The 26,452-nt window shown below is 60.6% G+C and carries 26 protein-coding genes; 13 read left to right on the top strand and 13 right to left on the bottom strand.

Annotated elements, in window-relative coordinates; all coding sequences use genetic code 11:
* The 3 genes from coaBC to Q1A71_RS14025 all read right to left on the bottom strand — a co-directional run bounded on the left by coaBC (position 1) and on the right by Q1A71_RS14025 (position 2,955).
* Positions 1-1,194, bottom strand: a complete 1,194-nt coding sequence (gene coaBC / locus Q1A71_RS14015) for a bifunctional phosphopantothenoylcysteine decarboxylase/phosphopantothenate--cysteine ligase CoaBC (RefSeq protein WP_299677271.1) — start codon at positions 1,192-1,194, stop codon at positions 1-3.
* Positions 1,195-1,264: 70 nt separating this feature from the next.
* Positions 1,265-2,032, bottom strand: a complete 768-nt coding sequence (locus Q1A71_RS14020) for a ChaN family lipoprotein (RefSeq protein ID WP_299677275.1) — start codon at positions 2,030-2,032, stop codon at positions 1,265-1,267.
* 44 nt (positions 2,033-2,076) lie between these two features.
* A complete protein-coding gene (locus tag Q1A71_RS14025) occupies positions 2,077-2,955 on the bottom strand; it encodes an RNA polymerase factor sigma-32 (protein ID WP_299677278.1) in 879 nt (292 codons plus the stop codon).
* Between the two features lie 97 nt (positions 2,956-3,052).
* Between Q1A71_RS14025 and cobU the strand changes: the two genes are divergently transcribed.
* The 4 genes from cobU (at position 3,053) to Q1A71_RS14045 (ending at position 6,483) form a co-directional block, all read left to right on the top strand.
* Positions 3,053-3,574 carry a bifunctional adenosylcobinamide kinase/adenosylcobinamide-phosphate guanylyltransferase gene (cobU, locus tag Q1A71_RS14030; RefSeq protein ID WP_299677281.1) on the top strand — a complete coding sequence of 174 codons (522 nt, stop codon included), beginning with the start codon at positions 3,053-3,055 and terminating at the stop codon, positions 3,572-3,574.
* Positions 3,571-4,152 carry a histidine phosphatase family protein gene (locus tag Q1A71_RS14035; protein ID WP_299677284.1) on the top strand — a complete coding sequence of 194 codons (582 nt, stop codon included), beginning with the start codon at positions 3,571-3,573 and terminating at the stop codon, positions 4,150-4,152. The genes cobU and Q1A71_RS14035 overlap by 4 nt, the downstream gene beginning before the upstream one ends.
* Before the next feature lie 59 nt (positions 4,153-4,211).
* Positions 4,212-4,892 carry a glutathione S-transferase gene (locus tag Q1A71_RS14040; RefSeq protein ID WP_299677287.1) on the top strand — a complete coding sequence of 227 codons (681 nt, stop codon included), beginning with the start codon at positions 4,212-4,214 and terminating at the stop codon, positions 4,890-4,892.
* A gap of 76 nt (positions 4,893-4,968) precedes the next feature.
* Complete coding sequence (locus Q1A71_RS14045) at positions 4,969-6,483, top strand: YifB family Mg chelatase-like AAA ATPase (RefSeq protein WP_299677290.1); 1,515 nt, start codon at positions 4,969-4,971, stop codon at positions 6,481-6,483.
* On the opposite strand, the gene gshB is transcribed toward Q1A71_RS14045, so the two are convergent.
* The 3 genes from gshB to rsmI form a co-directional block, all read right to left on the bottom strand.
* Entirely contained in the window at positions 6,480-7,415 is a 936-nt protein-coding gene (gene gshB, locus Q1A71_RS14050) for a glutathione synthase (RefSeq protein ID WP_299677293.1), read from the bottom strand. The genes Q1A71_RS14045 and gshB overlap by 4 nt on opposite strands.
* Positions 7,416-7,489: 74 nt before the next feature.
* Entirely contained in the window at positions 7,490-7,870 is a 381-nt protein-coding gene (locus Q1A71_RS14055; RefSeq protein WP_299677296.1) for a YraN family protein, read from the bottom strand.
* Between the two features lies 1 nt (position 7,871).
* The gene (gene rsmI, locus Q1A71_RS14060) at positions 7,872-8,732 is read right to left on the bottom strand and encodes a 16S rRNA (cytidine(1402)-2'-O)-methyltransferase (RefSeq protein WP_299677299.1); all 861 of its coding nucleotides are present in this window, start codon (positions 8,730-8,732) and stop codon (positions 7,872-7,874) included.
* Between the two features lie 82 nt (positions 8,733-8,814).
* Here rsmI and Q1A71_RS14065 point away from each other — a divergent pair, with 82 nt between their 5' ends.
* Genes Q1A71_RS14065 through murJ form a run of 3 tightly spaced genes read left to right on the top strand, consistent with a single transcriptional unit; the run spans position 8,815 to position 14,324 of the window.
* Positions 8,815-9,996 carry a penicillin-binding protein activator gene (locus Q1A71_RS14065; protein ID WP_299677302.1) on the top strand — a complete coding sequence of 394 codons (1,182 nt, stop codon included), beginning with the start codon at positions 8,815-8,817 and terminating at the stop codon, positions 9,994-9,996.
* A 9-nt stretch (positions 9,997-10,005) separates the two neighbouring features.
* Positions 10,006-12,783 (top strand): [protein-PII] uridylyltransferase, encoded by a 2,778-nt coding sequence (locus Q1A71_RS14070; RefSeq protein WP_299677305.1) that lies wholly within the window; start codon positions 10,006-10,008, stop codon positions 12,781-12,783.
* A complete protein-coding gene (murJ, locus tag Q1A71_RS14075) occupies positions 12,780-14,324 on the top strand; it encodes a murein biosynthesis integral membrane protein MurJ (protein WP_299677308.1) in 1,545 nt (514 codons plus the stop codon). The genes Q1A71_RS14070 and murJ overlap by 4 nt, the downstream gene beginning before the upstream one ends.
* Here murJ and Q1A71_RS14080 read toward each other — a convergent pair.
* Positions 14,321-15,007, bottom strand: coding sequence for a rhomboid family intramembrane serine protease (locus Q1A71_RS14080; protein ID WP_299677311.1), 687 nt, complete (start codon positions 15,005-15,007; stop codon positions 14,321-14,323). The two genes, murJ and Q1A71_RS14080, sit on opposite strands and share 4 nt — an antisense overlap.
* A gap of 77 nt (positions 15,008-15,084) precedes the next feature.
* Here Q1A71_RS14080 and trpS point away from each other — a divergent pair, with 77 nt between their 5' ends.
* The 5 genes from trpS (at position 15,085) to Q1A71_RS14105 (ending at position 19,293) form a co-directional block, all read left to right on the top strand.
* Positions 15,085-16,101, top strand: a complete 1,017-nt coding sequence (gene trpS / locus Q1A71_RS14085; protein WP_299677314.1) for a tryptophan--tRNA ligase — start codon at positions 15,085-15,087, stop codon at positions 16,099-16,101.
* A 238-nt stretch (positions 16,102-16,339) separates the two neighbouring features.
* Complete coding sequence (locus Q1A71_RS14090; protein ID WP_299677317.1) at positions 16,340-16,819, top strand: VOC family protein; 480 nt, start codon at positions 16,340-16,342, stop codon at positions 16,817-16,819.
* A 94-nt stretch (positions 16,820-16,913) separates the two neighbouring features.
* The gene (locus tag Q1A71_RS14095) at positions 16,914-18,017 is read left to right on the top strand and encodes a class II histone deacetylase (protein ID WP_299677320.1); all 1,104 of its coding nucleotides are present in this window, start codon (positions 16,914-16,916) and stop codon (positions 18,015-18,017) included.
* Positions 18,017-18,595, top strand: a complete 579-nt coding sequence (locus Q1A71_RS14100) for a nitroreductase family protein (RefSeq protein ID WP_299677323.1) — start codon at positions 18,017-18,019, stop codon at positions 18,593-18,595. The genes Q1A71_RS14095 and Q1A71_RS14100 overlap by 1 nt, the downstream gene beginning before the upstream one ends.
* A complete protein-coding gene (locus Q1A71_RS14105; protein ID WP_299677326.1) occupies positions 18,592-19,293 on the top strand; it encodes an EI24 domain-containing protein in 702 nt (233 codons plus the stop codon). Before Q1A71_RS14100 ends, Q1A71_RS14105 begins: the two co-directional genes overlap by 4 nt.
* Here the strand turns inward: Q1A71_RS14105 and Q1A71_RS14110 are convergent.
* On the bottom strand, positions 19,247-19,543 hold the full coding sequence (locus Q1A71_RS14110) for a DUF1467 family protein (RefSeq protein ID WP_299677329.1): 297 nt from the start codon (positions 19,541-19,543) through the stop codon (positions 19,247-19,249). The two genes, Q1A71_RS14105 and Q1A71_RS14110, sit on opposite strands and share 47 nt — an antisense overlap.
* A gap of 17 nt (positions 19,544-19,560) precedes the next feature.
* Positions 19,561-19,965, bottom strand: coding sequence for a methylmalonyl-CoA epimerase (gene mce, locus Q1A71_RS14115; protein WP_299677333.1), 405 nt, complete (start codon positions 19,963-19,965; stop codon positions 19,561-19,563).
* A 155-nt stretch (positions 19,966-20,120) separates the two neighbouring features.
* Here mce and Q1A71_RS14120 point away from each other — a divergent pair, with 155 nt between their 5' ends.
* The gene (locus tag Q1A71_RS14120; protein WP_299677336.1) at positions 20,121-20,840 is read left to right on the top strand and encodes a response regulator; all 720 of its coding nucleotides are present in this window, start codon (positions 20,121-20,123) and stop codon (positions 20,838-20,840) included.
* Positions 20,841-20,918: 78 nt separating this feature from the next.
* Here Q1A71_RS14120 and aspS read toward each other — a convergent pair whose 3' ends face one another.
* From aspS to acdA, 4 genes are all read right to left on the bottom strand, one after another.
* Entirely contained in the window at positions 20,919-22,694 is a 1,776-nt protein-coding gene (aspS, locus tag Q1A71_RS14125) for an aspartate--tRNA ligase (protein WP_299677339.1), read from the bottom strand.
* A gap of 113 nt (positions 22,695-22,807) precedes the next feature.
* Positions 22,808-23,491 (bottom strand): GntR family transcriptional regulator, encoded by a 684-nt coding sequence (locus tag Q1A71_RS14130; protein WP_299677342.1) that lies wholly within the window; start codon positions 23,489-23,491, stop codon positions 22,808-22,810.
* Positions 23,492-23,596: 105 nt separating this feature from the next.
* Positions 23,597-25,012 carry a tetratricopeptide repeat protein gene (locus tag Q1A71_RS14135; RefSeq protein ID WP_299677345.1) on the bottom strand — a complete coding sequence of 472 codons (1,416 nt, stop codon included), beginning with the start codon at positions 25,010-25,012 and terminating at the stop codon, positions 23,597-23,599.
* 120 nt (positions 25,013-25,132) lie between these two features.
* A complete protein-coding gene (gene acdA / locus Q1A71_RS14140; RefSeq protein WP_299677348.1) occupies positions 25,133-26,362 on the bottom strand; it encodes a 3-sulfinopropanoyl-CoA desulfinase in 1,230 nt (409 codons plus the stop codon).
* Positions 26,363-26,452: the final 90 nt, after the last annotated feature.

Genomic DNA, 26,452 nt, shown 5'->3' on the forward strand with positions numbered 1-26,452 from the left:
TCAGTTCAATGCCTCTGCGATCCGCGTGGCCAACCGCCGTGCAACCTCCGATTTGGTCATCGTCGGCCAGTTCTCTGCCCCCGCGTCGTCGATCACGGTGACGGTATTGTCGTTTCCGCCCATGACGCCCGTCGCCTCCGAAACATCGTTCGCGACAATCCAGTCACATCCCTTGCGGCGTCGTTTGGCCGTCGCGTTCTCAACGACGTCATTGGTCTCGGCGGCGAAGCCGATCACCAGTGCAGGACGCCGTTCCTCGAGATGGGCAACATGCTCCAGGATATCCGGATTTTCCGCAAAGCTGAGATCTGGCAGCCCGTCTTTGGACTTCTTGAGCTTCTGCGCACTGGTCCCCTGAACCCGCCAGTCGGCAACTGCGGCGGCGAAAACAGCCGCATCCGCGGGCAGCGCCGACTCGACAGCATCCAACATCTGCTGTGCGGTTTGAACCGGCACCACCGTGACACCCTCAGGCGGAGCGACCTCAGCCGGTCCGGTCACGAAGACAACCTCAGCCCCCAAGGAGGCAAGCGCGTGACCGATGGCGGTGCCCTGCGCCCCGGACGACCGGTTCGCGATATAGCGCACCGGGTCGATGGGCTCATGTGTCGGCCCGGATGTGACAAGGATGCGCTTGCCCGACAGCGGGCCTGCGGCGAGCCGGCTCTCAATCGCCGAAACGATCTCAAGCGGTTCGGCCATTCGACCAGGCCCGTACTCGCCACATGCCATATCACCCTCATTCGGGCCGACGAGTGCCACGCCATCGTCGGCCAGTCTGCGCGCATTGCGCTGAGTTGCGGCATGATCCCACATGCGAACGTTCATGGCGGGCGCGACGAGAACCGGCGTATCAGTCGCAAGCAGCAACGTGCTGGCAAGATCATTTGCCAGACCGGTGGCCATTTTCGCCATCAAGTCAGCTGTTCCCGGTGCAACGACCACGAGATCCGCAACCCGGCTGAGCTGAATATGGCCCATCTCCGCCTCATCTGTCAGATCGAAGAGGTCGCGGTAGACCTTGGAGCCGGCGAGTGCCGAGACCGAGAGCGGTGTCACAAATGCCTCGCCGGCCGTGGTCAGCACAGGTGTCACAATGGCGCCTCGTTCGCGCAGCCGTCGGATCAGATCCAATGATTTGAAGGCCGCGATTCCACCACCGATGATCAGCAGAATATGTTTTCCGGTCAGCATCACGCATCCCCAGTGGGTGGGCCTCCGGGCGACCATAGGCCGTCACGCAGGCAACCTCCAGCCCTCTGCATCAGTTGAAGACGTCGCATGGATCCTCACGCGTGACAGCGGGCCCATCTGCCATCGCGGTGAACCCTCCCGGTGGTGTGCGCCCGTTCTCACCCTGACCAAGAGCAAAGACACTGAGGCCAGGTGCTGCGGTCTGCAAATACAGTGGCGCGCCCCAATCCGTCCGGGCATGCCCGTTCCCGGTGATGACGATCACAGGCCCGCCGGTGTCCTCCACAGCCTCAAGTGCGGCCCGTGCCAGCGTGGCATCCCGCAAGCGCTGGACGGAAACCATCATCGGCAGCATATCCGCCGGCAACGCGTTGCAATGAGCATCCGCCTGCATCTGCTCGCGCGCGGCCTGCTGGGTTGCGTCGAGAGGGACGTCGAGGCCAAAGCGCGCCGCATCCTGTGGTCCGAAGATTTGGGCGATATCCTGTTGCATGACGCCCCGGATTTCGGCACGCGGGACTCCGGCACCGTAAACCTCAGCCGCGGGAGCAGCCTCGAAAATGGGATAATACAGGGCGAAGTCGGGCCACCCCGATCCGTCCCATTCAAGCGCGGACCCTAACGCCGCCTGCGAGCGGCGCACGTCCGCAGTGACGCGGGCGGCCTGTTGCGGTGTCAGCATCTCGAAGACCAATGCAGAGGGCGCAAGGGCCGCTGTCCACTTGGCCTGAACCGCATGATGTCCGGGATTGTCATGTTGCTCCCCGAGGAAGACAACGTCTGCTGTTCGGGCCGCTCCTGGCAAGATATCCTGTGCAAAGGCAAGAGGAGCGGCCAAAACGACCGCTCCCACAGACATCATGCTTCGGACAGTTGATCCAATCACACGAGGAAATGATGCACTTCGCGCGACTGACTTTCCAAAGACTTGCGCATCTTGGCAAAGGCAGCCGCCTCGAGCTGTCGCACACGCTCTTTGCTCAGCGATAGTTCCTGACCGAGGCTTTCCAAAGTGCGCGGCTGATCACGCAGCTTGCGTTCCCGCACGATGAACCGCTCCCGCTCATTCAAATCGTTCATCGCCTTGAGCAACCATTCCCGCAATTGTTCGGTGTCGTGGCTGTGCTCCACCGTCTCGGCGGCCTGGGCACTGTCATCCTCCAGTGCGTCAATCCACTCACGCCCCTCATCTTCGGTCGACTGCGTCGCGTTCAAGGAATAATCGGATCCCGACAGGCGGCCTTCCATCATCTCGACGTCATGCAGCGGCACACCGATCTCGGTCGAGATCATCTGGCGCAGCTGGTGCCGGTCAAGCACTTCGCCGGCAGCAGCACTTTCTCGTTCCAGCCGAGCCTGCACCCGACGCATGTTGAAAAACAACGATTTTTGTGACGATGTCGAACCGGTGCGCACCATCGACCAATTGCGCATCACGTAGTCCTGAATGGACGCCTTGATCCACCAGACCGCGTAGGTTGAAAAGCGCACTCCACGGTCAGGGTCGAACTTGTCTGCCGCTTTCATCAGCCCGAGGCCCGCTTCCTGGATGAGGTCGTTCATCGGCGCGCCATAGCGTTTGAATTTCGATGCCATGGAAATGGCCAGGCGCATGTAGGCTGTGATCAGCCTGTGGAGAGACTTTTCACATCGCTCATCCCGCCACGCATAGGCCAGTTTGAGTTCTGTTTCCGCGTCGAGCAGTTCCGCCTTCATAGCGGTGCGCGACAATGACATATCCCTTGCTGTGTCCAAAGCCATAGCGACATCTCCCAGTCAGATGAAGCACACCTTGCCGTGTACAATTGATACAGATACGCACCATACCGACGATTGGTTCACTTCAAAGGTTTATAAAATGTTGCCAAAACTGACCTTCGTGCTAGGCGGCGCTGCCTCGGGAAAGTCAATCTGGGCGGAAAACCTTTTGTTAAGCAGTCGTTTAGCTCCCGTTTACCTTGCCACCTCCCGGGTCCATGACGACGAAATAAAAATGCGTGTAGAGGCCCATAGATCGCGCAGAAGTGACCAGTGGCTCAATTTTGAGGCACAAATCGAACTCGGTTCGGTCCTCGACAGTCTAGATGCGACTCAAGCGGTGTTGATTGATTGTGCCACGATGTGGCTGACAAACATCATGATGGACGACATCGATATCGCGCAGGCGCAGGTCGATCTGCTGACAGCTCTGGAAAACTGCTCCGCTCCCGTTGTCATCGTCTCCAACGAGGTGGGGCACGGGATTGTGCCCGAGAATGCACTTGCAAGGCGGTTCCGCGACATGCAGGGCCGCTTGAACATCGCACTTGCCGAGCGGGCCGACCTCGCGGTCCAGGTGACTGCGGGACTTCCTCAGGTCTTGAAGGGTGAGTTGCCGTGACGGTTTGGCACTGGGTCCGCCACGGACCGACTCACGAGAAAACCTTTGTGGGATGGCGAGACGTGCCGGCGGATCTCTCGGACACCGCCCGATTGGACAGACTGCGCGCGCATCTTCCGACATCCGCTCTGCTCATCGCGTCAGACCTGCGCCGCGCCTCGGCCACGGCGGACGCACTGGAAGGCGCGGATCATCGCCGGCTGGAAGACACAGCAGCCCTCCGCGAGTTCAATTTCGGAGCTTGGGACGGCCTCCCTTTCGCCGAGATCGCCGAGCGCGATCCTGATCTGAGCCGGGCCTACTGGGAGACACCTGGGGACGTCGCTCCGCCCGGCGGGGAAAGCTGGAATGCCGCGGCCGAGCGGGTCGACGCCTGCGTGGATGCGATCAACGCAAGCCATCCGGACGCTCAGATCATCGCGGCAGCTCATATCGGTGTCATCCTGACGCAGGTGCAGCGCGCTTTGGGCGTTTCGCCCTATCAGGCACTCGCTCACGAGATCGACAATCTGTCCTGCACGCGAATTGCCTGGGCCGGAAACATGGGATCGGTCGAGCAGATCAATCACTGTCCGTGATCCGCGTCTTCACAATTGATCGTTTGATTTGCGGACGTCGGGATCGCTAGCGTCCACTCATGACGTATGATCTCTACATTGGTGATCGCACCTTCTCCAGCTGGTCTCTCAGAGGCTGGCTCATGTTGGAGAAATTCGGGCTGCCCTACCGCACCCATCTCGTCGGCCTCTACAGCGGGACGATGGCTGCGGACTTTGCTCCGCTACATCCCGCACGATTGGTCCCGGTTCTGAAGACACCCGATGATGAGATCATCGGCGAGACCTTGGCCATGGCTGAAACCTTGGCGGAGCGGCATCCAGATGCCGGCCTTTGGCCGGTGTTGGCTGGGCTTCGCGCCCGTGCACGGTGGCTCTGCGCCGAAATGGCCAGTGGATTTACGGCCCTGCGGGACGCCTGCCCCATGCAGTTGCAGCACGTCAATCAAGAATTTGTACCGTCCGGCGCCGTTTTGGCGGACCTGCACAGGCTGGAGGACATCTGGACCGCCGCACGGTTGATGTCCGGCACAGAGCAGGGCTGGCTGATGGGCGACTATAGTCTTGCTGACGTCTTTTTCGCCCCGGTGGCAGCGCGGGTGATCGGGTATGACCTTCCTGTCTCGGATGAAAGCCGCGCCTATTGTCTGAAAACCATTCGTGATCCTGCATTTCAGTCCTGGCGCGCGATGGGCCTGAAGACCAGATATGACCCGTTCCCCTATCCGACGGGCTGTCCGACCACCGAGTGGCCGGCCTGAGTCTCCCGGTTCAGGATTAACCTTTCATAAAGACCGGTGACGTACCGATTAACCACGTTGGTCTGGAGGGGCGCTCGTGGTTTCCGTTGCACATTCCGTCGCGTTTCGTGGCGTCGAAGCTTGTCTGGTGGAAGTGCAGTGCTCGCTTTCCCCCGGCCTGCCCGGTTTCAGTGTGGTTGGCCTGCCGGACAAGGCCGTTTCGGAAGCGAAGGAGCGTGTTCGCGCGGCGTTGTCCTGCATGGCCATCGCCTTTCCGTCAAAGAAGGTCACGATCAATCTCAGTCCCGCCGACCTGCCGAAAGAGGGCAGCCACTTCGATCTGCCCATCGCCGTGTCCTTGCTCGCCGCGCTGGAGATCATCCCGAAAGACATCACCCAATCGGTTGTCGCCCTGGGGGAGTTGTCCCTCGATGGCAAGATCATCCCGGTGAACGGCGCATTGCCCGCGGCCATGACGGCAGCGGCAGAGGGTTACGGGCTGATCTGTCCGGAGGCCTGTGGAAAGGAAGCCGCATGGGTCAGTAGTGCGCGGGTGATCGCCGCCAAGACACTGGGCGATGTGGTGCGCCACTTCACGGGTCAAGTGCCGATTGAGCAGGCGATTCCGGGTGAAATAGCGACGACTGCAAGGACGAAAGACCTCTCGGAGGTGAAGGGGCAGGAACGAGCCAAGCGCGCTCTCGAAATCGCTGCCGCCGGGCGCCATCATATGATCATGATCGGAACTCCAGGGTCCGGGAAGTCGATGTTGGCTCAGCGCTTGCCGGGCGTGTTACCGCCAATGACCGCGATGGAAGCTCTCGAGACCTCGATGATCCATTCCGTGGCCGGGCTTCTCGATGAAGGGGGCATCACCCGGGACCGCCCCTTTCGCGATCCGCATCACACGTCCTCCATGGCCGCCATCATCGGCGGCGGACGTTTGGCCAAGCCGGGTGAGGTGTCGCTGGCGCACAATGGCGTGCTCTTTATGGATGAGTTCCCAGAGTACCAGCGCAATGTCCTGGAGACCTTGCGGCAGCCCATAGAAACCGGTGAGGTTATGATTTCGCGGGCCAACGCGCATGTCAGATATCCATGCCGGTTCATGCTCGTTGCTGCTGCCAACCCATGTCGCTGTGGGTATCTTTCGGACCCGGCCCGCGCCTGCGCACGCGTTCCCAAATGCGGAGACGACTATCTGGGCCGCATTTCGGGGCCGCTCATGGATCGGTTTGATCTCCGGGTCGATGTGCCGCCCGTGGCCTATACAGACCTCGACTTGCCTGCAAACGGAGAGACGTCCGACACCGTTGCCGCCCGGGTGACAGCGGCGCAGGCGGTGCAACAGCACCGCTTTGAGGACAGGTCCGACATGCGCTGCAATGCCGATGCCGCAGGCGAGGCTTTGGAAGATATCGCCTCCCCGGATGCTGAGGGACGAGACCTGCTGCTGCGCGCTGCCGAACGATTCAACCTCTCTGCTCGGGGGTATCACCGTGTACTACGCGTCGCCCGGACAATCGCGGATCTGGATCATTCCGCGCAGGTCCGCCGTCCGCACATCGCCGAAGCGATCAGCTTTCGTCTGGTCAGCCCGGCCGAAGCCTAGGACAGCCGCGCCTCAATCGCCTCCCAGATTTTCGCGGCGATATTGACCCCATCAAATCGCTCCAACTCCTGTATGCCGGTTGGAGAGGTTACGTTGATTTCGGTCAGATAGTCACCGATCACGTCTATGCCGACAAAGATCTGACCCTTCTCCTTCAGCAAAGGTCCGATAGCCGCGCAGATCTCCCGGTCGCGCTCGGTCAAACCGATCTTCTCCGGACGTCCGCCGACGTGCAGGTTCGACCGCGTCTCACCCGCGGCAGGCACCCTGTTGATCGCGCCGACCGCCTCTCCATCAACGAGGATGACCCGCTTGTCGCCTTTCGAGACATCCGGCAGGAACTTCTGCACGATCAGAGGCTCGCGCGAAAAGCCGGTGAAGAGCTCGTGCAAAGATGTCAGGTTACGATCATTTGCATCAAGGCGGAAAACCCCGGCCCCACCGTTCCCGTAGAGCGGTTTGAGAATGATGTCCCCGTGCCTTTCCTTGAACGACTTTATGGTGGCGAGATCTCTCGCGATGCAGGTCGGCGGCGTCAGGTCAGGAAAGTCCAGGACCAGCAGTTTCTCGGGATAATTCCGCACCCAGAACGGATCATTCACCACCAGCGTCTCCGGGGTCAGACGATCCAGCAAATGGGTCGAAGTGATATAGTGCATGTCGAAGGGAGGATCCTGGCGCAGCCATACCACATCGAACTGGGCCAGGTCCACGTCTCTGGCGTCGCCCAGCTGGGCATGCGCGCCCTGCACCCGCTGAACGCGCAGATCATGGCCCCGCGCCGTGATGCGCCCTTCCTGATACGCCAGGTGATCTGGCGAGTAGAAAAACAACTCATGACCTCGCGTCTGCGCTTCCTCGGCAAGGCGAAAGGAGCTGTCGGCACTGATGTCCACATCTCCAATCGGGTCCATCTGAAAGGCGATTTTCATGGCGGTTCCTCGCATTTACCGCCCTTACATGGCGCAGCCGCCCGGAAGGTGCAATGGCTCGTGCGAGCCGACGCTCACCCTTCTCCAAACGCGTTTTCGATGATCTTGACGGCTCCGGTTGCACCCATCAACGCCACATCAAACCGCGCCTCGGTCAGCGCGCCGTTTGGCAACTGTCCCAGATATTCGGACGCCGATACGCAGATGCGATCCATTTGCGCGCGGTTGAGCCGAAGCGCAGCGGCCTCAAGACTTCGGCTTTTCTTCACCTCGACGAAGATCACACGCTCGGCATCTTGCACGATCAGATCAATCTCGCCACCGACGCCGCGCCAGCGTTCGGCAACCACCTCATATCCCAGTTCGCCGTAGTGTCGGGCAACGGCGTTTTCGGCGGCGCGACCTGCGTGATAGGACACGGCGCCCCGTTGGCTCTGCTGCCCGCGTGCCGTCATTTCAGCCCTCCTTCGTAAGTGCCAGAGCCTGCTGGTAGACCTGACGCCGCGGCAGATTGTAAGCCTTGGCCACCATATCGACCGCATCTCGCATCGTCATCTGTCGCAGTGCCTGTTCCAATGCCTGCTGTACGGTATCTTGGCTAACGGATGCTGAACGCCCCCGGTCGATCAAGACGACAAGTTCGCCTTTCACGGTCGTTCCCGCATATGTTCTGCTCAAGGTCTCCAGGGTGCCGCGCTGTATGTCTTCGAACTTCTTTGTCAGTTCTCGACAGACCGCCGCCAACCGTTCCGTCCCGAGGATATCACTCGCATCAGACAGCATCGCGGCGAGGCGTTTTGGAGATTCGTAGAAAACCAGTGTTCCCGGCACCTCCCGAACGGCCTCGAGCGCCGACCGGCGCGCAGATTTGGCGTTGGGCAGAAAGCCCGCAAAGTAAAAGGCATCCGTCGGCAAGCCGCCCAGAACCAGCGCGGTCAGGATCGCGGACGGCCCGGGCGCACAGGTCTGCATCACACCCGCCTCCGGGGCAGCAGAACTCAACTCAAAGCCGGGGTCAGCGATCAGTGGCATCCCGGCTTCGGAGGCATAGGCCACGGATTTGCCCGCTTGCACGTCGCTGAGGAGCCGAGCAATCACCGACCCTTTGCTGTGATCGTGCAGCGCAACCAGCGGGCGGCGGGAGACAGGAACGCCATGAATGTCCATCAGGCGCCGCAGGCTGCGTGTATCCTCTGCCGCCAAGACGTCCGCGGAGGCCAGTACATCGAGGGCGCGCAAGGTGATATCGCGCGCCGTTCCAATCGGCACACCCACAAAGTAAAGGCCTGCGTCCAAGGCTACCTTTTGGAAATTCAACGCTGGACCCGCCTTTCGTGACGTCTATGATTGCGACGAGCGCGCATCTGCGCCTGAATTCTGACTGCTGGAGTATCCGCATATGTTCGCCGTTTTCCCATCCGCCCGCAAGGTCGCGCGTCTGATTGCCCTGCCGTTGGTCGCACTCGCTCTGGCCGCCTGCGACACGCTACCAGGAGCGGGATTTGGCAGCGGCCCCGGCATCGACACCGGCGAGGCTGTCCCTGTCGCGCTGCTGGTGCCCAGCGGCTCTGGTCAGACCACGGACGAGATTTTGGCACAAAGCCTTGAAAACGCGGCACGCTTGGCAATTCGGGATCTCAACGGCGCGCGGGTCGACTTGCGGGTTTACCAGACCGGAGGGGATGCAGGCGTGGCAGCGGCACGAGCCCAGCAGGCTGTGGACGAAGGGGCGAAAATCATTCTCGGACCGGTTTATGCGGCCTCAGCCAATGCAGTCGGCAACGCAGTGGCCGCGGACAACATCACGGTGCTCTCGTTTTCGAATAACGCTGCCATCGCCGGTGGCAACGTCTTTGTACTGGGTCAAACCTTCCAGAATACAGCGGACCGCATGGTCAGCTATGCCAGAAGTCAGGGCAAATCCCGGTTTGTGATCGTGCATGCGCAGGATTCTGCTGGCACGCAAGGGCGCAGCGCAATCAACAACGCGGTGAACGCTCAAGGCGGGTCAGTCGTTGGCACGGTCAGCTACGCACTGTCGCAGCAGGATGTGATTGCCTCAATTCCGCAAATCAAATCCGCGGTAGAGGGCAACGCGGCGGATGCACTGTTCATGACCACGGATACGGCCAGCGCCCTTCCTCTGCTGTCTCAGCTTCTGCCGGAGGCGGGTATCACCTCTGAAACCGCGCAGTTCATGGGTCTCACACGGTGGGACATTCCGCCGCAAACGCTCAGCTTGCCCGGGGTTCAGGGCGGTTGGTTCGCCGGACCGGATCCGGCTGCCTCTGCGACCTTCAGTGCCCAGTATCAAAACGCCTACGGCAGCCTGCCGCATCCCATTGGCGGGCTGGCATTTGACGGAATCGCCGCCATCGGCGCTCTCGTCAGTCAGGGAAACCCGGATGCGCTGACCGCCGCTGCACTGACACAAGGGGCGGGCTTCCGCGGAGCGAGCGGTATCTTCCGGCTGCGTCCCGATGGCACCAATGAACGTGGCCTCGCCGTCGCGACGATAAATGCCTCCCAGGTCACAATCCTCAGCCCGGCGCCCCAGTCGTTCGGCGGTGCAGGTTTCTAGGGCAACACAATGTCCCTGACGGCACAGCAGGTCGACGCCGCACCTGCAGCGGACTTGATTTGCGCAGCGGAGTTGATCTTTGACAACGCCGGCTTCGAACGAGACCTCAGTCGCGCCCTGCAAGAGACACCCTCGGCCAGCGAGATACGCGCCACGGCGGTGCGCCTCTTGAAAGACCAGCAGCGGGCCGGGCGGGAGGAGATCGCCCGAGCCTTCGCGGCCGCACCCTTCGCTGCACGACCGATGACACGGTCCTATACCTACCTGACGGATCAATTGGTCACCGCCGCCCTTCATGTGGCACGGGACATTCTGCATCCCAAGCCCAACCCGACGTCGAGCGAACACCTGTCGGTCATCGCTGTAGGCGGCTACGGACGGGGAGAGATGGCGCCGTTTTCCGACGTGGACCTGCTGTTCCTCACACCTTACAAGATCACCGCCTGGGCGGAGAGCGTCATCGAATCCATGCTCTACATCCTGTGGGATCTGAAACTGAAGGTCGGCCACGCCAGCCGCACGATCAAGGAATGCCTGCGCCTGGGTGCCGAGGACTTCACGATCCGGACGGCCTTGCTGGAGCAGCGCCACCTCGCGGGCGACACCGATCTGGCCGCCACCCTGGCCAAACGCCTGCGCAGCGATCTGTTTTCCGGCTCAGAGCGCGCCTTTGTCGAAGCGAAACTGGCCGAGCGCGAAACACGGCATCGCAAGCAGGGTCAGCGCTACGTCGTCGAACCGAACGTGAAAGAGGGCAAAGGCGGGTTGCGGGATCTGCAGTCACTCTACTGGATTGCAAAATACGTGCACAACGTCGGTGACGCGGCAGACCTTGTTCCCATCGGTGTTTTCACGGAGGACGAATTCCAGGGATTTGCCGCAGCCGAAGATTTCCTTTGGGCTGTGCGCGGTCATCTGCACCTTGAGAACCGGCGCGCCTCCGAACAGCTGACGTTCGACATGCAGGTCCAGGTGGCCGACGCGATGGGCTACGAGGACACGAAGGGGCGCCGCGCAGTCGAAGTGTTCATGCAGGATTACTTTTTGCATGCAACAGAAGTCGGCGATCTGACACGTATCTTCCTGACTAAACTGGAAGCCGACCACGTGAAGGCCGAACCTATCCTGGAGCGAATCTTTCGCCGGCGTCCGAAGGTGAAGAAAGGCTATCAAGTCGTCAACAACCGTATTGCGATTGAAGACGATGCGAGCTTTCTCTCGGACAAGCTGAACCTGCTGCGTCTCTTCGAGGAAGCCCTGCGCACCGGCATGCTGATCCACCCCGATGCAATGCGGCTGATCAAATCCAACCTGCATTTGATCGACGATGAGGTGCGCAACGCGCCCGAATCGCAGCGCATCTTCTTCGATCTTCTGCTCAAACACGGCAACCCGGAGCGCGCGTTGCGGCGGATGAACGAGCTTGGCGTGCTCTCCGCTTTCGTACCGGAGTTCGAGCCCATCGTCGCGATGATGCAGTTCAACATGTATCACAGCTACACGGTCGATGAGCACATCATTCAGTGCATCAAGCACCTCGCTCAGATTGAAAAGGGTGAGCTTGAAGAGGATCTACCCGTCGCCTCCTCGATCCTGAAGAAGGGTGTGGACCGCAAGGTCCTCTACACCGCTCTGCTCATCCACGATATCGGCAAGGGGCGGCCGGAAGATCATTCGATCCTCGGAGCGCAGATGGCGCGGAAGATTGCGCCGCGGCTCGGGCTCAACAAGACCGATACGGACACCGTGGAGTGGCTTGTGCGCTATCACCTGCTGATGTCGGACATGGCCCAGAAGCGCGACATCGCCGACCCGCGCACGGTGCGCGATTTCGCCAAGGCGGTGCAGACGGTCAAGCGGCTGGATCTGCTCTGTGTCCTGACGGTCTGCGATATCCGAGGGGTTGGCCCGGACACCTGGAACAACTGGAAGGCGGTGCTGATCCGTGCGCTTTATCGCCAGACCAAACGGGCTCTGGAGACAGGGCTTGAAGACCTCAACCGCGAAAACCGGGGCGCGGAGGCCAAGCGGGCGTTGCGGGCCGCACTGCACGACTGGCCGCGCAAGGATCTGCAGCGGGAAACCGCGCGCCACTACGCGCCGTATTGGCAAGCCCTGCATGTGACTGCGCATGTCACCTTCGCCAAGATGCTGCGTGACGTGCAGGATGATGAAATACTCATTGACCTGCACCCGGACGAAGAACGTGATGCGACCCGCGCTTGCTTTGTCATGGCCGATCATCCGGGCATCTTTGCGCGCCTGGCGGGCGCTCTCGCACTGGTGGGAGCAAATATCGTCGACGCGCGCAGCTACACCACGAAGGACGGCATGGTCACGGATGCCTATTGGATCCAGGACGCGGACGGAAACCCCTATGACGCGGCACGTTTGCCGCGCCTGCGCCAGATGATAGAAAAGACCCTGCGCGGCGAAGTGGTGGCCCGCGAGGCGCTGAAAGACCGTGACAAGGTCAAGAAGCGCGAGCGGGCCTTCAAGGTGCCCACCCATATCACCTTCGACAATGAGGGCTCGGAGATCTACACGATCATCGAGGTAGATACGCGTGACCGACCGGGTCTGCTGTATGATCTGGCCCGCACGCTCGCCGCATCCAATGTCTACATCGCCAATGCGGTGATTGCGACCTACGGGGAGCAGGTGGTCGACACCTTCTATGTCAAGGACATGTTCGGCCTGAAGTACTATGCCGAAAGCAAGCAGCGCACGCTTGAGAAGAAACTGCGTCAGGCCATCGATGAAGGCGTCGAAAGGGCCAGGGAGTGAGGCCCATCCGCCTGATGTCCGGGTTCTTCACTGTTGGCGGCTGGACGTTGATGAGCCGTGTTCTCGGGTTCATCCGTGATGCGATGATTCTGGCGTATCTCGGCACCGGCCCGCTCTATCAGGCCTATGTGGTGGCTTTTCGCCTGCCCAACATGTTCCGCCGGTTCTTTGCGGAAGGCGCGTTTAACATGGCCTTTGTGCCGATGTTCTCCAAACGGCTGGAGGGCAAACAGGACCCGGATGGCTTTGCCTCCGACGCCTTCGCCGGTCTTGCGTCGATCCTGATCGCTTTGACCGTCGTGGCGCTGGCAGTGATGCCCTGGCTGATCTATGGGCTTGCATCGGGGTTTGCCGGGCAGGAACAGTTCGATCTATCCGTGGAATTCGGTCGGATCGCTTTCCCCTATATTCTCTTCATCTCGCTGGCCGCTCTACTGTCGGGCATGCTGAATGCGGCGGGGCGGTTTGCGGCGGCGGCGGCGGCTCCGGTTCTGCTGAACGTGCTATTGATTGGCGCCATGGCGACTGCCGCCTGGCTTGGTGGAGATATCGCACGCGCCTTGATCTGGGCCATACCGGTCGCGGGTGTCCTGCAATTCGCGCTGCTCTGGTTTTCTGCGAAGCGCGCCGGCTTCAAGATCAAACTCAAACGCCCGCAGCTCACACCGGATATGCGCCGGCTCGTCAAGATCGCCATCCCCGCGGCACTTGCGGGAGGTGTCGTACAGATCAATCTGCTGGTGGGCCAGCAGGTCGCGAGCTATTTCGACAAGGCGGTGGGCTGGCTTTTCGCCGCGGATCGCCTCTATCAGTTGCCGTTGGGCGTTGTCGGGATAGCGGTTGGTGTCGTTCTGCTGCCGGATCTCTCGCGGCGGCTGCAGGCACGAGACGACGCCGGTGCAAAAACAGCGCTGAGCCGAGCCGCTGAGATCTCTCTTGCACTGACGATTCCATCCGCAGTCGCACTTGTCGTGATCCCCTTCCCGCTGGTCTCCGTGTTGTTTGAACGCGGCGCAGCCACTGTTGATGATACGGCGGCCATCGCGGTCGCCGTCGCGATCTATGGGCTCGGGCTGCCCGCCTTTGTGATCCAGAAGATCCTGCAACCGGTTTTCTTCGCACGAGAAGACACCCGCAGGCCGTTTCACTATGCGGTGGTGTCCATGGTCGCCAATGCAGCCCTTGCGATTGGGCTGGCCCCAGTTGTGGGCTGGATTGCGCCTGCCATCGCCACGACCGTCGCGGCCTGGCTGATGGTGGCACTGCTGCGCGCGGGCGCAAAGAGCTACGGCGATGTCGCGCGCTTCGACGCCCGGTTCCAAGGGCGCATCTGGCGGATGGTGCTTGCCTCGGCGATCATGGGGGGTGCGCTCTGGTTCGGTACCGTGTTGCTGAGCCCCTTCCTCGGCATGCCGTGGATCCGGGCCTTTGCGCTTGCGGTGCTGATCATGATCGGAATGGCGACCTACTTCGGTGTCGCGCATCTGATCGGCGCCATTCGGATGGGCGAGGTCCGGCGGGCGCTGAGACGGTCTCCCTAGTCGCGTCTGAGTGCGGACAGAAGCCGCGCCATCCCGCCCGGGACCAATGCCGCAGACGCCCCGAACCCGAAGAAAAACGCAGCCAGATCCGCAACCCACCCGTTGCCAACATCAAAGAAAATGCCCCAGATCAGCTGCAAGCCCATCAGGATGGCGATCAGACTGAATGCACGCAGCTGCTCCTCGCCGCGTGCAGCAAGGCTTTGCCACATGACGAAAGAATAGCCGCCGATGAGCCCATAGACCGCCGGGAAACCCCCGATGAGCCAATTCGGATCGTTGAGCAGCGCACCGTAGACCAGCGCGCCAAACACGGCGCCGCCAAAGAACAACACCAGCACCGCTAGCTGCCCCATGGTCTCTCCAACCAGCTTGCCCAAGGCCAAAAGCAGTACCGCGGCAAAGAGCGCAGACGTAAAGCCGGCATGCACAAAAGAGTAGGTCAGAAAGCGCAACAGATGTTCGGGCAGCCAGCGCCCGTTACTGACCATCCAATCAAAGATATCCCCCGAAAAGGCATAGCTCTGCACAGATGCCAGCCGCCAGCCCACCGCCTCATTGCCGCCGATCAGGCCCCGCGCACCAAGGCTGAACACCGCCTCCGGGATGGCGATCGCCAGAAACAGGATCACCACAACGGGCGGCAGCGGGTTCACCGGTGAGGGGTCGTGATGGTCGCTCATGGGGCCCTTCCTTGACGATGCTCTGCCCCATGGGTAAGGCAGCGCAAACTGCTTTTCCAGCAAGAACGGAGCCCGCCATGACCACCCCCGCCTTCACGCCGCGTGTCTTTTCCGGCATCCAGCCGTCGGGCGGGCTGACTCTGGGCAATTACCTCGGCGCGATCAAACGTTTCGTGCAGATGCAGGACGAGGCCTATGAGACGATCTACTGCATGGTGGACCTGCATGCGATCACAGTCTGGCAGGACCCGGCGGACCTCGCGCGGAACACACGCGAGCTGGCCGCGGGTTTCATCGCCAGCGGCATCAGCCCTGAGAAGTCGATCCTGATCAACCAGAGCCAGGTGCCCGAGCACGCGCAGCTGGGGTGGATCTTCTCCTGCGTGGCGCGCATGGGCTGGATGCAGCGCATGACCCAGTTCAAGGACAAGGCTGGCAAGAACACGCAGAATGTTTCACTGGGGCTGTTTGGATATCCTGCTCTGATGGCGGCCGACATTCTGATCTACCATGCCACTCACGTGCCTGTGGGGGAGGACCAGAAACAGCACCTCGAACTGACGCGCGATATCGCGACGAAGTTCAATCACGACTACGGTGTCGACTTCTTTCCGCTGACCGAGCCGGTCATTGAAGGCGCCGCGACACGGGTGATGTCTTTGCGGGACGGCTCTAAGAAGATGTCGAAGTCCGATCCGTCAGACGCATCACGGATCAACATGACAGATGACGCTGATACGATTGCCAAGAAGATCCGCAAAGCCAAGACTGACCCCGACGCGCTGCCGTCGGAGGCTGCTGGTCTTGCTGATCGCCCAGAAGCGCGCAACCTGATCAACATCTACGCAGCGCTCGCTGAGCAAACGGTCGACGAGGTGCTCGCCGATGTCGGAGGCCAGCAGTTCGGGAGCTTCAAACCGCAGCTCGCAGAGCTGGCTGTCGAAAAGCTTTCGCCGATCTCGACCGAAATGGCGCGGCTGATGGCCGATCCAGGCGAGATAGACCGGATTCTCAGCGACGGTGCGGAACAGGCCCGGGCCATTGCCGCTCCGATCCTTGCGCGGACCTACGAGATCGTCGGTATGGTCCGCTGAGGCCCGGCGCCTCTTCGGAGTAGGGATGCAATTGCTTACCCGCCCAATGTATGGAGCGGGACGAGGGCACTGCGGGTGCAAGAGAGCACACAGCCTTAAGTTACCCAATTGCCTGTGACTGACGGGACCAAGAGCGACCGTCAAGGGACGCCGCACATCGGCTGCGCGCATCTGCAGGTCGCGTCCGAGCCTTGCACCGCTTAGATCTGAGGCGCGAGTTGTAAATCGGAGCAATCGAATGACAGATCAAATCGGGCTCGCCGTCGGGCATGTGCATCTCAAGGTCGCCGACCTCGAGCGCGCTATCGGGTTTTATCGCGATGTGCTGGGGTTCGAAGTGATGCAACGGTTCGGCACCGACGCCGCGTTTCTCGGCGCGGACGGCTATCATCACCATGTCGGCCTCAACACCTGGCACAGCCGAGGCGGGACACCGCCTCCGAACGGTCACACAGGCCTCTACCATGCGGCCTTTCTCTATCCGGATCGGCGCGGGCTTGCGTTGGCGCTGCGACGCGTGGTGGATGCGGGTATTCCGCTGGATGGCGCCGCCGATCATGGGGTCAGCGAGGCCGTCTACCTGCGCGATCCTGACGGCAATGGCGTTGAATTATATCGTGATCGTGCCCCAGAAGACTGGCCCCGCGACAAGGACGGACATCTTGCGATGGTGAACATCCCCCTCGACGTTGATGCCTTGCTGGCCGAAGCGCGCTGAGCTGATCGGGAACGCGCGGCCAACCGTCAGTCCGCATGGACAATTCCGGCCGGCTCCGCCACTTTGCGTGAAACTCTTTGACGTGGGTTCTGACATGGCAACAGGCTTCTTCTGGGACGAAAAATGCTTCTGGCATGCGGGCGGCAACTACGCCTTCACATTGCCGATTGGGGGCAATGTCCAGCCCCTGGCCGCCGGTGGACTGCCTGAGAGCCCGGAAACCAAACGGCGGTTGAAAAACCTCATGGACGTGACTGGTCTCTCGGATGAGCTCGATATGCGTCACGCCCCGCGAGCGACACGGGAGATGCTGGAGCGCGTGCATCCCGCAGCGTATCTCGACGCATTCAAAGCGATGTCCGACGCTGGTGGAGGCGAGTTGGGCCGCCGCACGCCTTTCGCACACGGAGGCTATGACATAGCGGCACTGTCGGCAGGGCTGGCCGTTGCAGCGGTCGGCGCGGTCGTGACGGGCGCGCTGGACAACGCCTATGCGCTCTCACGGCCCCCAGGTCATCATTGCCTGCCTGATTTTCCCAATGGGTTCTGCCTGCTGGCCAATATCGCCATTGCCATCGAAGAGGCCCAGTCAAAGGGTTTCGGCAAGCGCGTGGTGGTTCTGGATTGGGATGTGCATCACGGTAACGGAACCGAAGCAATCTATTATGATCGCGACGACGTGCTGACGATATCCCTGCACCAGGAGGGAAACTACCCACTGGATACTGGCGCCTTTGCTGATCGCGGTAGGGGTGCGGGCACGGGCTTCAATCTCAATCTACCGTTGCCTGCGGGCGCAGGTCACACTGCGTATCTCTATGCGATGGACCGCATCGTTCTGCCGCAAATCGAGGCTTTCGCCCCGGATCTGATTATCATCGCCTGCGGATTTGATGCCGCAGCGATTGACCCGCTGGCCCGCATGCTGGCCACGGCCCAGACTTTCCGGGAGATGACGGAGCGCGTCAAAGACGCGGCGGCGCGCCTCTGCGAAGGTCGCCTCGTGCTGGTGCACGAAGGCGGCTATTCGGAGGTCTATGTGCCATTCTGCGGTCACGCCACCTTGGAAGCGTTGTCGGGCAGCGCGATCACCGCGCCCGACCCTCTGGCCGACGCATTGAACATACGACAACCCAATCCGCGCTTTGACGCGTTTCTAAAGAGTGAAATTGATCGCTTTGCACAGGAGCTTTCGTGATGCCGACACCCAACCCTGCTGCTCTGGCGTTTCTGTCGACCCGCCGCTCTCGCCCGGCCAAGACTCTGTCGGAACCTGTGCCGACAGCCGCCGAGCTTGCGCCGTTGCTCACCGCCGCCGCGCGCAGTCCGGATCACGGCAAACTGGAACCCTGGCGCTTCATCATTGTTGAAAAGCCCGCCATGCAGCGTCTCGCCAATATTGTACAGGTACGCGGAGAAGTGCTCGGATTGCCGGCGGAGCAAGTCACCAAAGGACGCGCGCAATTCGATCAGGGGCATCTGGCCGTGGCGGTGATCGAGGTGCAAAGGCCATCCGAAAAAATCCCCGCGCTGGAACAGACCTACTCCGCGGGCTGCGTGTGTCTGGCCCTGCTGAACGCAGCCCTGGCAGCGGGCTGGGGTGCAAACTGGCTCAGCGGATGGCCAAGCCACGACCGCGCTTTCATGGCCGATGCGCTGACCCTCGCGGAAAATGAACGCATCGCGGGTTTCATCCACATCGGAACGGAAACCTCAGCCCCGCCGGAGCGACCCCGGCCCGATATCGCGGCGATCACCACATGGATGCGCCAATGATCCTCACGGCCTTTATTGCGGCGCTCGGTCAAATGACGGACCGGAGATTTCGCCGGGTGTTGCTGCTGGGTCTGGCACTCACACTTGCGTTGCTCATCGCTGCATCGGCGGTCTTTGTCTGGCTGATCACGGGCCTGGTTGGGGAGAGCACCACAATCTGGTTCGTGGGCGAAGTCACCTGGTTGAAGGATCTGGTCAGCTGGGGATCGGCCCTGCTGCTGGCGGTCTTATCTTCATTTCTGATGATCCCCGTGGCCTCCGCCATCACATCCATGTTTCTCGACACAGTGGCCCAGGCCGTCGAAGACGAGCATTACCCGAACTTGCCCCCCGCATCGTCGGTGCCATTGGGCGATGCGATACGGGACACGGTCAACTTCCTCGGTGTGCTGATCGCCGCCAATATCGCTGCGCTGCTGCTCTATGTCTTCTTTGCCCCGGCAGCGCTATTCATCTTCTGGGGACTGAACGGCTTTCTGCTCGGCCGAGAGTATTTCATGCTGGCCGCAATGCGCCGTGTGGGACGCAAGGAAGCGAAACTGATCCGCTCTCGAAATGTGATGACAATCTGGATGGCGGGAACCTTGATGGCGGTCCCACTGACAATCCCGTTGCTAAATCTGGTGATACCGATCTTGGGTGCCGCGACCTTTACCCACCTGTTTCACTTGCTGGCGCCGCAGGGCTCCCGCGGTTGAACCAGTCCAGATCGCGCACGGTGATCACCTCAAAGATGATGATAGCGGAAATGATGGCCCAGAGCACCAGGCTGATCCAGGTGGTGATCCATGCCTTCTTTCGCAGATTATGAACCTCAGGGGCGCCGGCATGAGTACCTGGCACGATCTCTCCGAGATCGCCTTGAGTTTTCACGCGAATAGGCAGCGCGATGAGGAAAGTCATCGACCAAATCACCGCAAAGAGCACAAGGGCAGATGTGATCCCCATCTCCAGATATCCTCTTGTCAGACCTGTTCGAGTTCAACGAGACAGCCGTTGAAATCCTTGGGGTGCAAAAACAGGACCGGTTTTCCGTGCGCACCGATCTTGGGCTCCCCCGACCCCAGCACCCGCGCGCCCGTCTCCATCAAATGATCCCGCGCTGCGAGGATGTCATCCACCTCATAGCACACGTGATGGATCCCACCTGAAGGGTTCTTGTCGAGAAACCCCTGGATGGGGCTGTTGTCTCCCAGCGGGTATAGAAGTTCGATCTTGGTGTTCGGCAGCTCAATGAAAATCACCGTAACCCCGTGATCAGGCTCGTCCTGCGGTGCCCCGACATCGGCGCCGAGCGCCGTTCGGTATTGGTCGGCTGCGGCGTCCAGATCCGGAACGGCAATGGCAACGTGATTGAGGCGACCGATCATCTTTCTGTCTCCGGTTATCGACGGTTGGCAATGCTTATGCGGGCGAGGTTCTTCAGATGCAAGGGACGCAACGCCGCGGGCCATCTGCCATTAACGTGCTGTTAGCCATCTATACGTCATGTTGAGTCGCGACCCGAGTCACCCAGGAGGCGATCATGGACAGAACTGACCCCTTCGCAGCGACTATTCCTGCGCCCACCGCGTCCCGGCCTCTATTGGGCCTTACCGTGCTTGTGATCGAGGACAGCCGATTTGCCTGCGAAGCGATGCGGCTTCTGTGTCTGCGCAGCGGAGCACGGATTCGGCGTGCCGACTGCATCCGGTCCGCTCGACGTCATCTGCAGGTCTATCGCCCATCGGTCGTGATCGTTGATCTCGGACTGCCCGATGGCAATGGGATCGATCTGATCTCGGAACTGACCCAGTCCGAGCCACGGGTAGATGTGGTCCTTGGCACATCCGGTGACACCAATGGCGAGCACTTGGCCATGGAGGCCGGGGCTGACGGGTTCCTTGAAAAGCCAATCAACTCACTTGCCGTATTCCAGCAGGCAGTTCTTTCCAACCTGCCCCCTGATCGGCAACCCAGCGGCTTGCGCGAATTGCCGGATGAAATCATTCATCCTGACCGAATGGCGTTTCAAGACGATATGGCGCATATCGCAGATGTCCTCGAGGATCCTCCGGATGATCGATCGCTCGACTATGTCGCGCAGTTTCTCGGTGGGGTGGCCCGCTCGGCGCAGGACCAGGTCCTCGAAAAGGCAGCAGAGGCGCTCGCGCGGAAACGGGCTGCTGGCGAGCCCGCGGGCAATGAAACCGCCAAAATTGCGGGGCTCATACAAGAGCGGCTTACTCGGAAACTGGCAATCTGACGAGACGACTCGGGCCATCTTCTTGACCGAGAGCGCTCGCCCGGCCGTCTGCGGTCATAGGACTGTTGCGCCGCGCTGCTACTCCTGCGGTATGGTCCGTAGCCCCAATTCCATCAGTTGGTCGCTCGTTGGATCGGATGGCGCCGCCATCATGAGATCTTCTGCCCGCTGATTCATCGGGAACAGAATGACCTCGCGTATGTTCTGCTCTTCGGCCAGCAGCATTACAATACGGTCAATCCCTGCAGCACACCCGCCGTGGGGTGGCGCGCCATATTGAAAGGCGTTGACCATGCCGCCGAACCGCTTGCGTACCTCATCCTCGCCGTAGCCTGCGATCTCGAAGGCCTTGAACATGATCTCGGGTTTGTGGTTCCGGATTGCCCCCGACACCAGTTCATAACCGTTGCAAGCCAAGTCGTACTGGTAGCCAAGCACGTCCAGCGGATTGCCTTCCAGCGCCTGCATCCCGCCTTGCGGCATGGAGAAAGGGTTGTGCTCGAAGTCGATCTTGCCGCTTTCCTCATCCTTCTCGTAGATTGGAAAATCAACGATCCAGGCGAAAGCAAAGCGGTTTTCATCGGTCAGCCCTAGCTCCGAGCCGATGACGTTCCGCGCCTTTCCGGCAATGCTCTCGAAGGTCTTTGGCTTTCCGCCCAAGAAAAACGCGGCGTCGCCCACAGTCAGGCCAAGCTGCTGGCGGATCGCCTCGGTTCGCTCGGGTCCGATGTTCTTGGCGAGCGGCCCCGCAGCCTCCATGCCGTCGCCTTGATCACGCCAAAAGATATAGCCCATCCCGGGCAGACCTTCCTTCTGCGCAAACGCGTTCATCCGGTCACAGAATTTTCGGCTGCCGCCTGAGGGTGCCGGGATTGCGCGGATTTCCGTCCCATCCTGCTCCAGAAGCTTGGCAAAAATAGCAAAGCCAGAGCCTGCAAAATGCTCAGAAACCACCTGCATCTTGATAGGGTTCCGCAGGTCGGGTTTGTCGGTGCCGTACCAAAGCGCGGCATCTTTATAGGAGATCTGCGGCCAGTCCTGATCAACGGCCTTACCGCCGCCGAACTCCTCGAACACGCCGGTCAGCACCGGCTGGATCGCATCGAACACATCCTGTTGCTCTACAAAGGACATCTCCAGATCAAGCTGATAGAAGTCGGTCGGCGACCGATCAGCGCGTGGATCTTCATCTCGGAAACAGGGCGCGATCTGGAAGTATTTGTCGAAACCAGAGACCATTAACAGCTGTTTGAACTGCTGCGGTGCTTGCGGCAGAGCATAGAACTTTCCGGGATGCAGGCGCGACGGAACCAGAAAGTCTCGCGCACCTTCGGGGCTGGAGGCCGTGATAATCGGGGTTTGGTACTCGCGAAATCCGCTGTCCCACATGCGTCGCCGGATCGACGCCACCACATCCGACCGGAGCACCATATTGGCCTGCATCTTCTCGCGACGCAGATCCAGATATCGATAGCGCAACCGGGTTTCCTCCGGGTACTCCTGATCACCAAAGACTTGAAGCGGCAGCTCTCCTGCGTCGCCGAGAACCTCGATCTCCCGAATGAACACCTCGATGCCCCCGGTGGGGATCTTCGGGTTCACCAAAGACGCGTCCCGCGCCTTGACCTCACCGTCAATGCGAATGCACCACTCGGCACGGACTCTCTCAACCGCGGAGAAAGCCGCGCTGTCAGGATCACAAAGAACCTGTGTGATCCCATAGTGATCTCGCAGATCGATAAACAGAACACCGCCGTGATCCCGCACGCGATGGACCCAACCAGACAAACGAACTTTTTCGCCGACGTTGTCAGCGGTGAGATCGGCGCAGGTATGACTGCGATATGCGTGCATGAACGGATTCCTTCGGGACCAAAATTCGCGCCAGATACACCGTTTGCGAGGTCGGAAGTCAAGCCGTCAGAAAATGAGGGTTTGGGCCAAGAGCCCCGGCGCGCTCGAACGGCTCACAGGGCCCGCAACCTGTGGCGCTCCAAGAGGTCGACCAGCATTTCACGCGACTGCTGCCGATGAGCGCGATGAGCGGCCCGTGCAATGTCCGCGTCCCCCTGCTCGATCGCCTGATACACGCGGCGGTGCGCTTCATTCGACTTGAGTGGAAGCGGTCGCATGAAAAGCGTCGTTGCCCGTGCGCGCCGGACCTGGTCCCGCATCATGCTCACGATCATCCCGATCCGGCGGTTCTGCCCCAGTCGGACAAGTTCCGCATGGAACCGGTCGTCCGCCACGGCCCATCGCTCAAGATCCTCTGCCGACAACGCCCGCTCCATGTCCTCAATCGCCTGCCCAAGCTCGGCAAGGTCTGCGATCTCGTACCCCCTTTGCGCCGCTTGTTCCGCAGCGAGGCTCTCCAGCTCGGTCAAGACATCGTAGATTTCGCGCATGTCGTCCGGAGAAACCGGCAGGATCCGGACCCCCTTGCGCGGTTTCAGCTCCAACAGCCCTTGGCCTTCCAGCATCAGCACGGCCTCCCGCACGGGCGTGCGCGACATGTCCAGCAAACTGGCCAGTTCGGATTCAAGGTGATTTGATCCAGCCGCCAATTGCCCCGAAAAGATCATCTCGCGCAGTTCGTGCAACGCACGTTGAGCGTTCGACCGGGGTTTTGTACTTGGTTCGGACAAAGGCACTCCCATGCGCTGACGGACGGAACGCGCAGCGGTTGCCACCAAGAAGGCCTGAAAGCATCTGCCATTGCAAGGGTCGACGACACATGCAGGTCGGGCAGCGCAGCGTTACGCGGCGATCAGTGACTGTGCCTTCGCTGTCGCGCGATCCGCCTGACCTTTGTCGCCCAAGCCCTCAAAAGCCCGCGCCACTGCCCGCCAGTTCTGCGCAGAGGTGGGTTTGATGCCCGTCCGCTCATTGGCCAGAGCAAGAGCCAGATCGAACTCCCGCGCGCGCAACGCGGCTTCCAGCAATGTCCACCCAATGATATCGCGCTGCGCATAGCTGCCGCCGAGGCGGTACGTCATGTAGCGGATCGGCAACAACCGCTTCACGCAGCCTTTGTAATCCTCGTTCTTGAAATCCTGCATAGCCAAACAAAACGGTAGCCCGATCTCGCGGGTCATGGCGGCATTGGCGTCCGAAGCATCCTGAAGATATCGCTCATTTGCAGACAGCAATGCCTTTTGTGCGTCATCCCGGCCATCGGAGACAAAGGTGAGCATGGCATGCACGTCATTGAAGGCATAAAGCGTGTCCTGAGCAGCCGGCTCCCACTTGGCCGCGAGATGGGTCCACCGGTCCCCCGTGTCCTGACCGACGAGGTTCATACGCCACAACAGGGCCGCGGCGTCGAGCTCTTCGTATTTGTGGCCGTCCTTGTGCCGCGAATCCAGATGGGTATCGAAAATCTCGAAGACGGCATCATACTGTTCGAGGTCGAGATGATAGAGACCGGTGTGCCACCACAGGTGGTTTGCGAAGTTCGATGTCCCCCAGGTTGCGGCATGGTCGCGCATGAAGCGTATGCCTCCCGCCTGCCGCCCTCGCATTTCCATCACATGGCTGACCGTGTGCACGGCATAGGGGTTGTCGGGCCGGATTGCCAAAGCTTGCCGCGCCAGTTCCTCTGCACGGGCGAAATCGCGATTTTCCTCCAACCCGAAGGAATAGAAACCGAGCACGAATTCATAGCCGGGAACGCTCTCATCCCAAAGGTTGAAGACCCGTGCGACAACGTCCCGCTGTCCCGGAACATCACCCAAAAGAACCATCGTGTAGTGGATCAGTTCAAGTGCGAGCAAATCCATCGGATAGCGGGTCAAGACCGCTTCCCATTTCTGCACCGCGTCAAAGAAGTCACCACGCACCCAGGCCATGACGGCCTCGTAGTGGCCCAACTCACGGTCATTGCAGCCTGCCAGCAGCCGTTCGGATTGGGCGAGGCAGTCCAACATGGTGTCGTACACCCGGGTCTCCATCGCCTGGGTCAACCATCCGGCCTTGAACAGCCAACCCATCATGAAATCCGGATGCTCCGCGAGGACCGCATCGATTTCGGCAATCGCATCCCCCCGGAAAGAGAGCGACATCAGAATTGCGCGTTCGAGGCCCTCGATCGCTCCTCGGTCCCGATAGGACACCGGCACGCCTCTGATGTCGGAAAACGGCAAAGCTGATTTCAGGGCAAGATCGGATGTCATGAAACAGAGACCTCTCGTGACTGCGTCGGACTGTATCGGCGCAGCTTATCGCAAATCACGCAAGGATCGAGTATCTCACGAAAATTCTATCGGCGTGGATCAGCCAAGCGGGTCTTGGTGCTACGACGTCGACTGCTTGAGGTATCCACCGCGGCTCTGCGGAGTTTTCATATCCAGAACCTTACCCGCAATGAGATTGCGCAGCATCTGCGCGGTCCCGCCACCGATCGTAAACATGCGGGCGTCCCGTACGATCCGTTCAATGGGAGCATTGCGGGAGTAGCCTTGTGCGCCGTGGAGCTGCAACGCATCATTGGTCACCTTCACGGCCATTTCCGAAGCGAACACCTTGGCCTGGGCGGCCAACATCGGGTCCGGAAACCTTTCGGGTGTTTGCTCCGCGCTTTTGGCGGCGCGCCAGATCAGCATCCGGGCGGCATCGATTTGCGTCGACATGTCCGCCAGCATCCATTGAAGGCCCTGGAATTCGGCAATAGGTCGGCCAAATTGCTCGCGTGTCTTCACGTGGGCGCAGGCCAGTTCAAAGGCGGACTGCGCGAGACCGAGCGCGACGGTCGCCGCGCCAACCCGTTGCGCGTTATAGGCATTCATCAGTCCCGCAAACCCACGAGCAATGCCTTCAGGTGGCCTCACGAGACGGTCAGAAGGAAGACGCATATCTTTGAAGTGCAACGCGGTTTCAGGGATCCCCCTTAGCCCCATCGTCGGCTCTCGCGCACCCACCTCAAACCCCGCGTCCTCGGGCAGCACAATAAAGCCGCCGATACCCTTCGACACCTCATCCTCGACCACCTGCGCAAAGACCAGGTGCAAGCGAGACACGCCACCTCCGGTGATCCAGTGCTTGGTGCCGTTGATCACCCAGCTGTCTCCGTCGCGTCTGGCTGTCGTCCGCATCTCCGTCGCTGCACTACCCGCGTCGGGTTCGGTGATACAAATTGCGGGCTTGTCACCAGCTAGCACATGGTCCGCCGCAAGCGCGCGCTGTGTCGGCGTTCCATAGGCCAATATCGCACCCACCGCGCCCATGTTCCCCTCAACCACGATGCGGCCAGATACACCGCAACAGCGCGCGAATTCTTCGACAACGAGAACGACATCAAAGCAACTCAGCCCAAGCCCCCCCAGTGACGGCGGGACGCACATGCCCATAAAACCGGCTTTGGTCATCTGACGGACCACTGCTTTTGGGTAAGTCTCGGATCGGTCGGTTTCGGCGGAAAGCGGGCGTGCTACACCTTCGGCAACGACGCGTGCGCGGTCTCTGAGCGCGACCTCCGCATCACTCAATAGAAAGGCGTTTCCGGTCGAAACAGCATGATCAAACATCGCGGCACCTTTTGAAGTCCTCACTTTAGGGTACCATATTTAGAAAGATTTACGGTAATGAGTTGTTCTTTCGGATATCGTGAGTTTTCC

The sequence above is a fragment of the uncultured Roseobacter sp. genome, from assembly GCF_947493125.1.
Classification (GTDB): domain Bacteria; phylum Pseudomonadota; class Alphaproteobacteria; order Rhodobacterales; family Rhodobacteraceae; genus Roseobacter.

Bases quoted from the DNA above. Each gene is read 5' to 3' on its own strand.
- Q1A71_RS14090 (WP_299677317.1), top strand. From the start codon at position 16,340: ATGACAGATCAAATCGGGCTCGCCGTCGGGCATGTGCATCTCAAGGTC.
- Q1A71_RS14070 (WP_299677305.1), top strand. From the start codon at position 10,006: ATGTCCCTGACGGCACAGCAGGTCGACGCCGCACCTGCAGCGGACTTG.
- Q1A71_RS14100 (WP_299677323.1), top strand. From the start codon at position 18,017: ATGCCGACACCCAACCCTGCTGCTCTGGCGTTTCTGTCGACCCGCCGC.
- Q1A71_RS14055 (WP_299677296.1), bottom strand. From the start codon at position 7,870: ATGACGGCACGCGGGCAGCAGAGCCAACGGGGCGCCGTGTCCTATCAC.
- mce (WP_299677333.1), bottom strand. From the start codon at position 19,965: ATGATCGGTCGCCTCAATCACGTTGCCATTGCCGTTCCGGATCTGGAC.
- Q1A71_RS14040 (WP_299677287.1), top strand. From the start codon at position 4,212: ATGACGTATGATCTCTACATTGGTGATCGCACCTTCTCCAGCTGGTCT.
- acdA (WP_299677348.1), bottom strand. From the start codon at position 26,362: ATGTTTGATCATGCTGTTTCGACCGGAAACGCCTTTCTATTGAGTGAT.
- Q1A71_RS14095 (WP_299677320.1), top strand. From the start codon at position 16,914: ATGGCAACAGGCTTCTTCTGGGACGAAAAATGCTTCTGGCATGCGGGC.
- Q1A71_RS14105 (WP_299677326.1), top strand. From the start codon at position 18,592: ATGATCCTCACGGCCTTTATTGCGGCGCTCGGTCAAATGACGGACCGG.
- Q1A71_RS14080 (WP_299677311.1), bottom strand. From the start codon at position 15,007: ATGAGCGACCATCACGACCCCTCACCGGTGAACCCGCTGCCGCCCGTT.
- Q1A71_RS14110 (WP_299677329.1), bottom strand. From the start codon at position 19,543: ATGGGGATCACATCTGCCCTTGTGCTCTTTGCGGTGATTTGGTCGATG.
- trpS (WP_299677314.1), top strand. From the start codon at position 15,085: ATGACCACCCCCGCCTTCACGCCGCGTGTCTTTTCCGGCATCCAGCCG.
- coaBC (WP_299677271.1), bottom strand. From the start codon at position 1,194: ATGCTGACCGGAAAACATATTCTGCTGATCATCGGTGGTGGAATCGCG.
- aspS (WP_299677339.1), bottom strand. From the start codon at position 22,694: ATGCACGCATATCGCAGTCATACCTGCGCCGATCTCACCGCTGACAAC.
- Q1A71_RS14120 (WP_299677336.1), top strand. From the start codon at position 20,121: ATGGACAGAACTGACCCCTTCGCAGCGACTATTCCTGCGCCCACCGCG.
- gshB (WP_299677293.1), bottom strand. From the start codon at position 7,415: ATGAAAATCGCCTTTCAGATGGACCCGATTGGAGATGTGGACATCAGT.
- Q1A71_RS14025 (WP_299677278.1), bottom strand. From the start codon at position 2,955: ATGGCTTTGGACACAGCAAGGGATATGTCATTGTCGCGCACCGCTATG.
- Q1A71_RS14135 (WP_299677345.1), bottom strand. From the start codon at position 25,012: ATGACATCCGATCTTGCCCTGAAATCAGCTTTGCCGTTTTCCGACATC.
- cobU (WP_299677281.1), top strand. From the start codon at position 3,053: ATGTTGCCAAAACTGACCTTCGTGCTAGGCGGCGCTGCCTCGGGAAAG.
- Q1A71_RS14065 (WP_299677302.1), top strand. From the start codon at position 8,815: ATGTTCGCCGTTTTCCCATCCGCCCGCAAGGTCGCGCGTCTGATTGCC.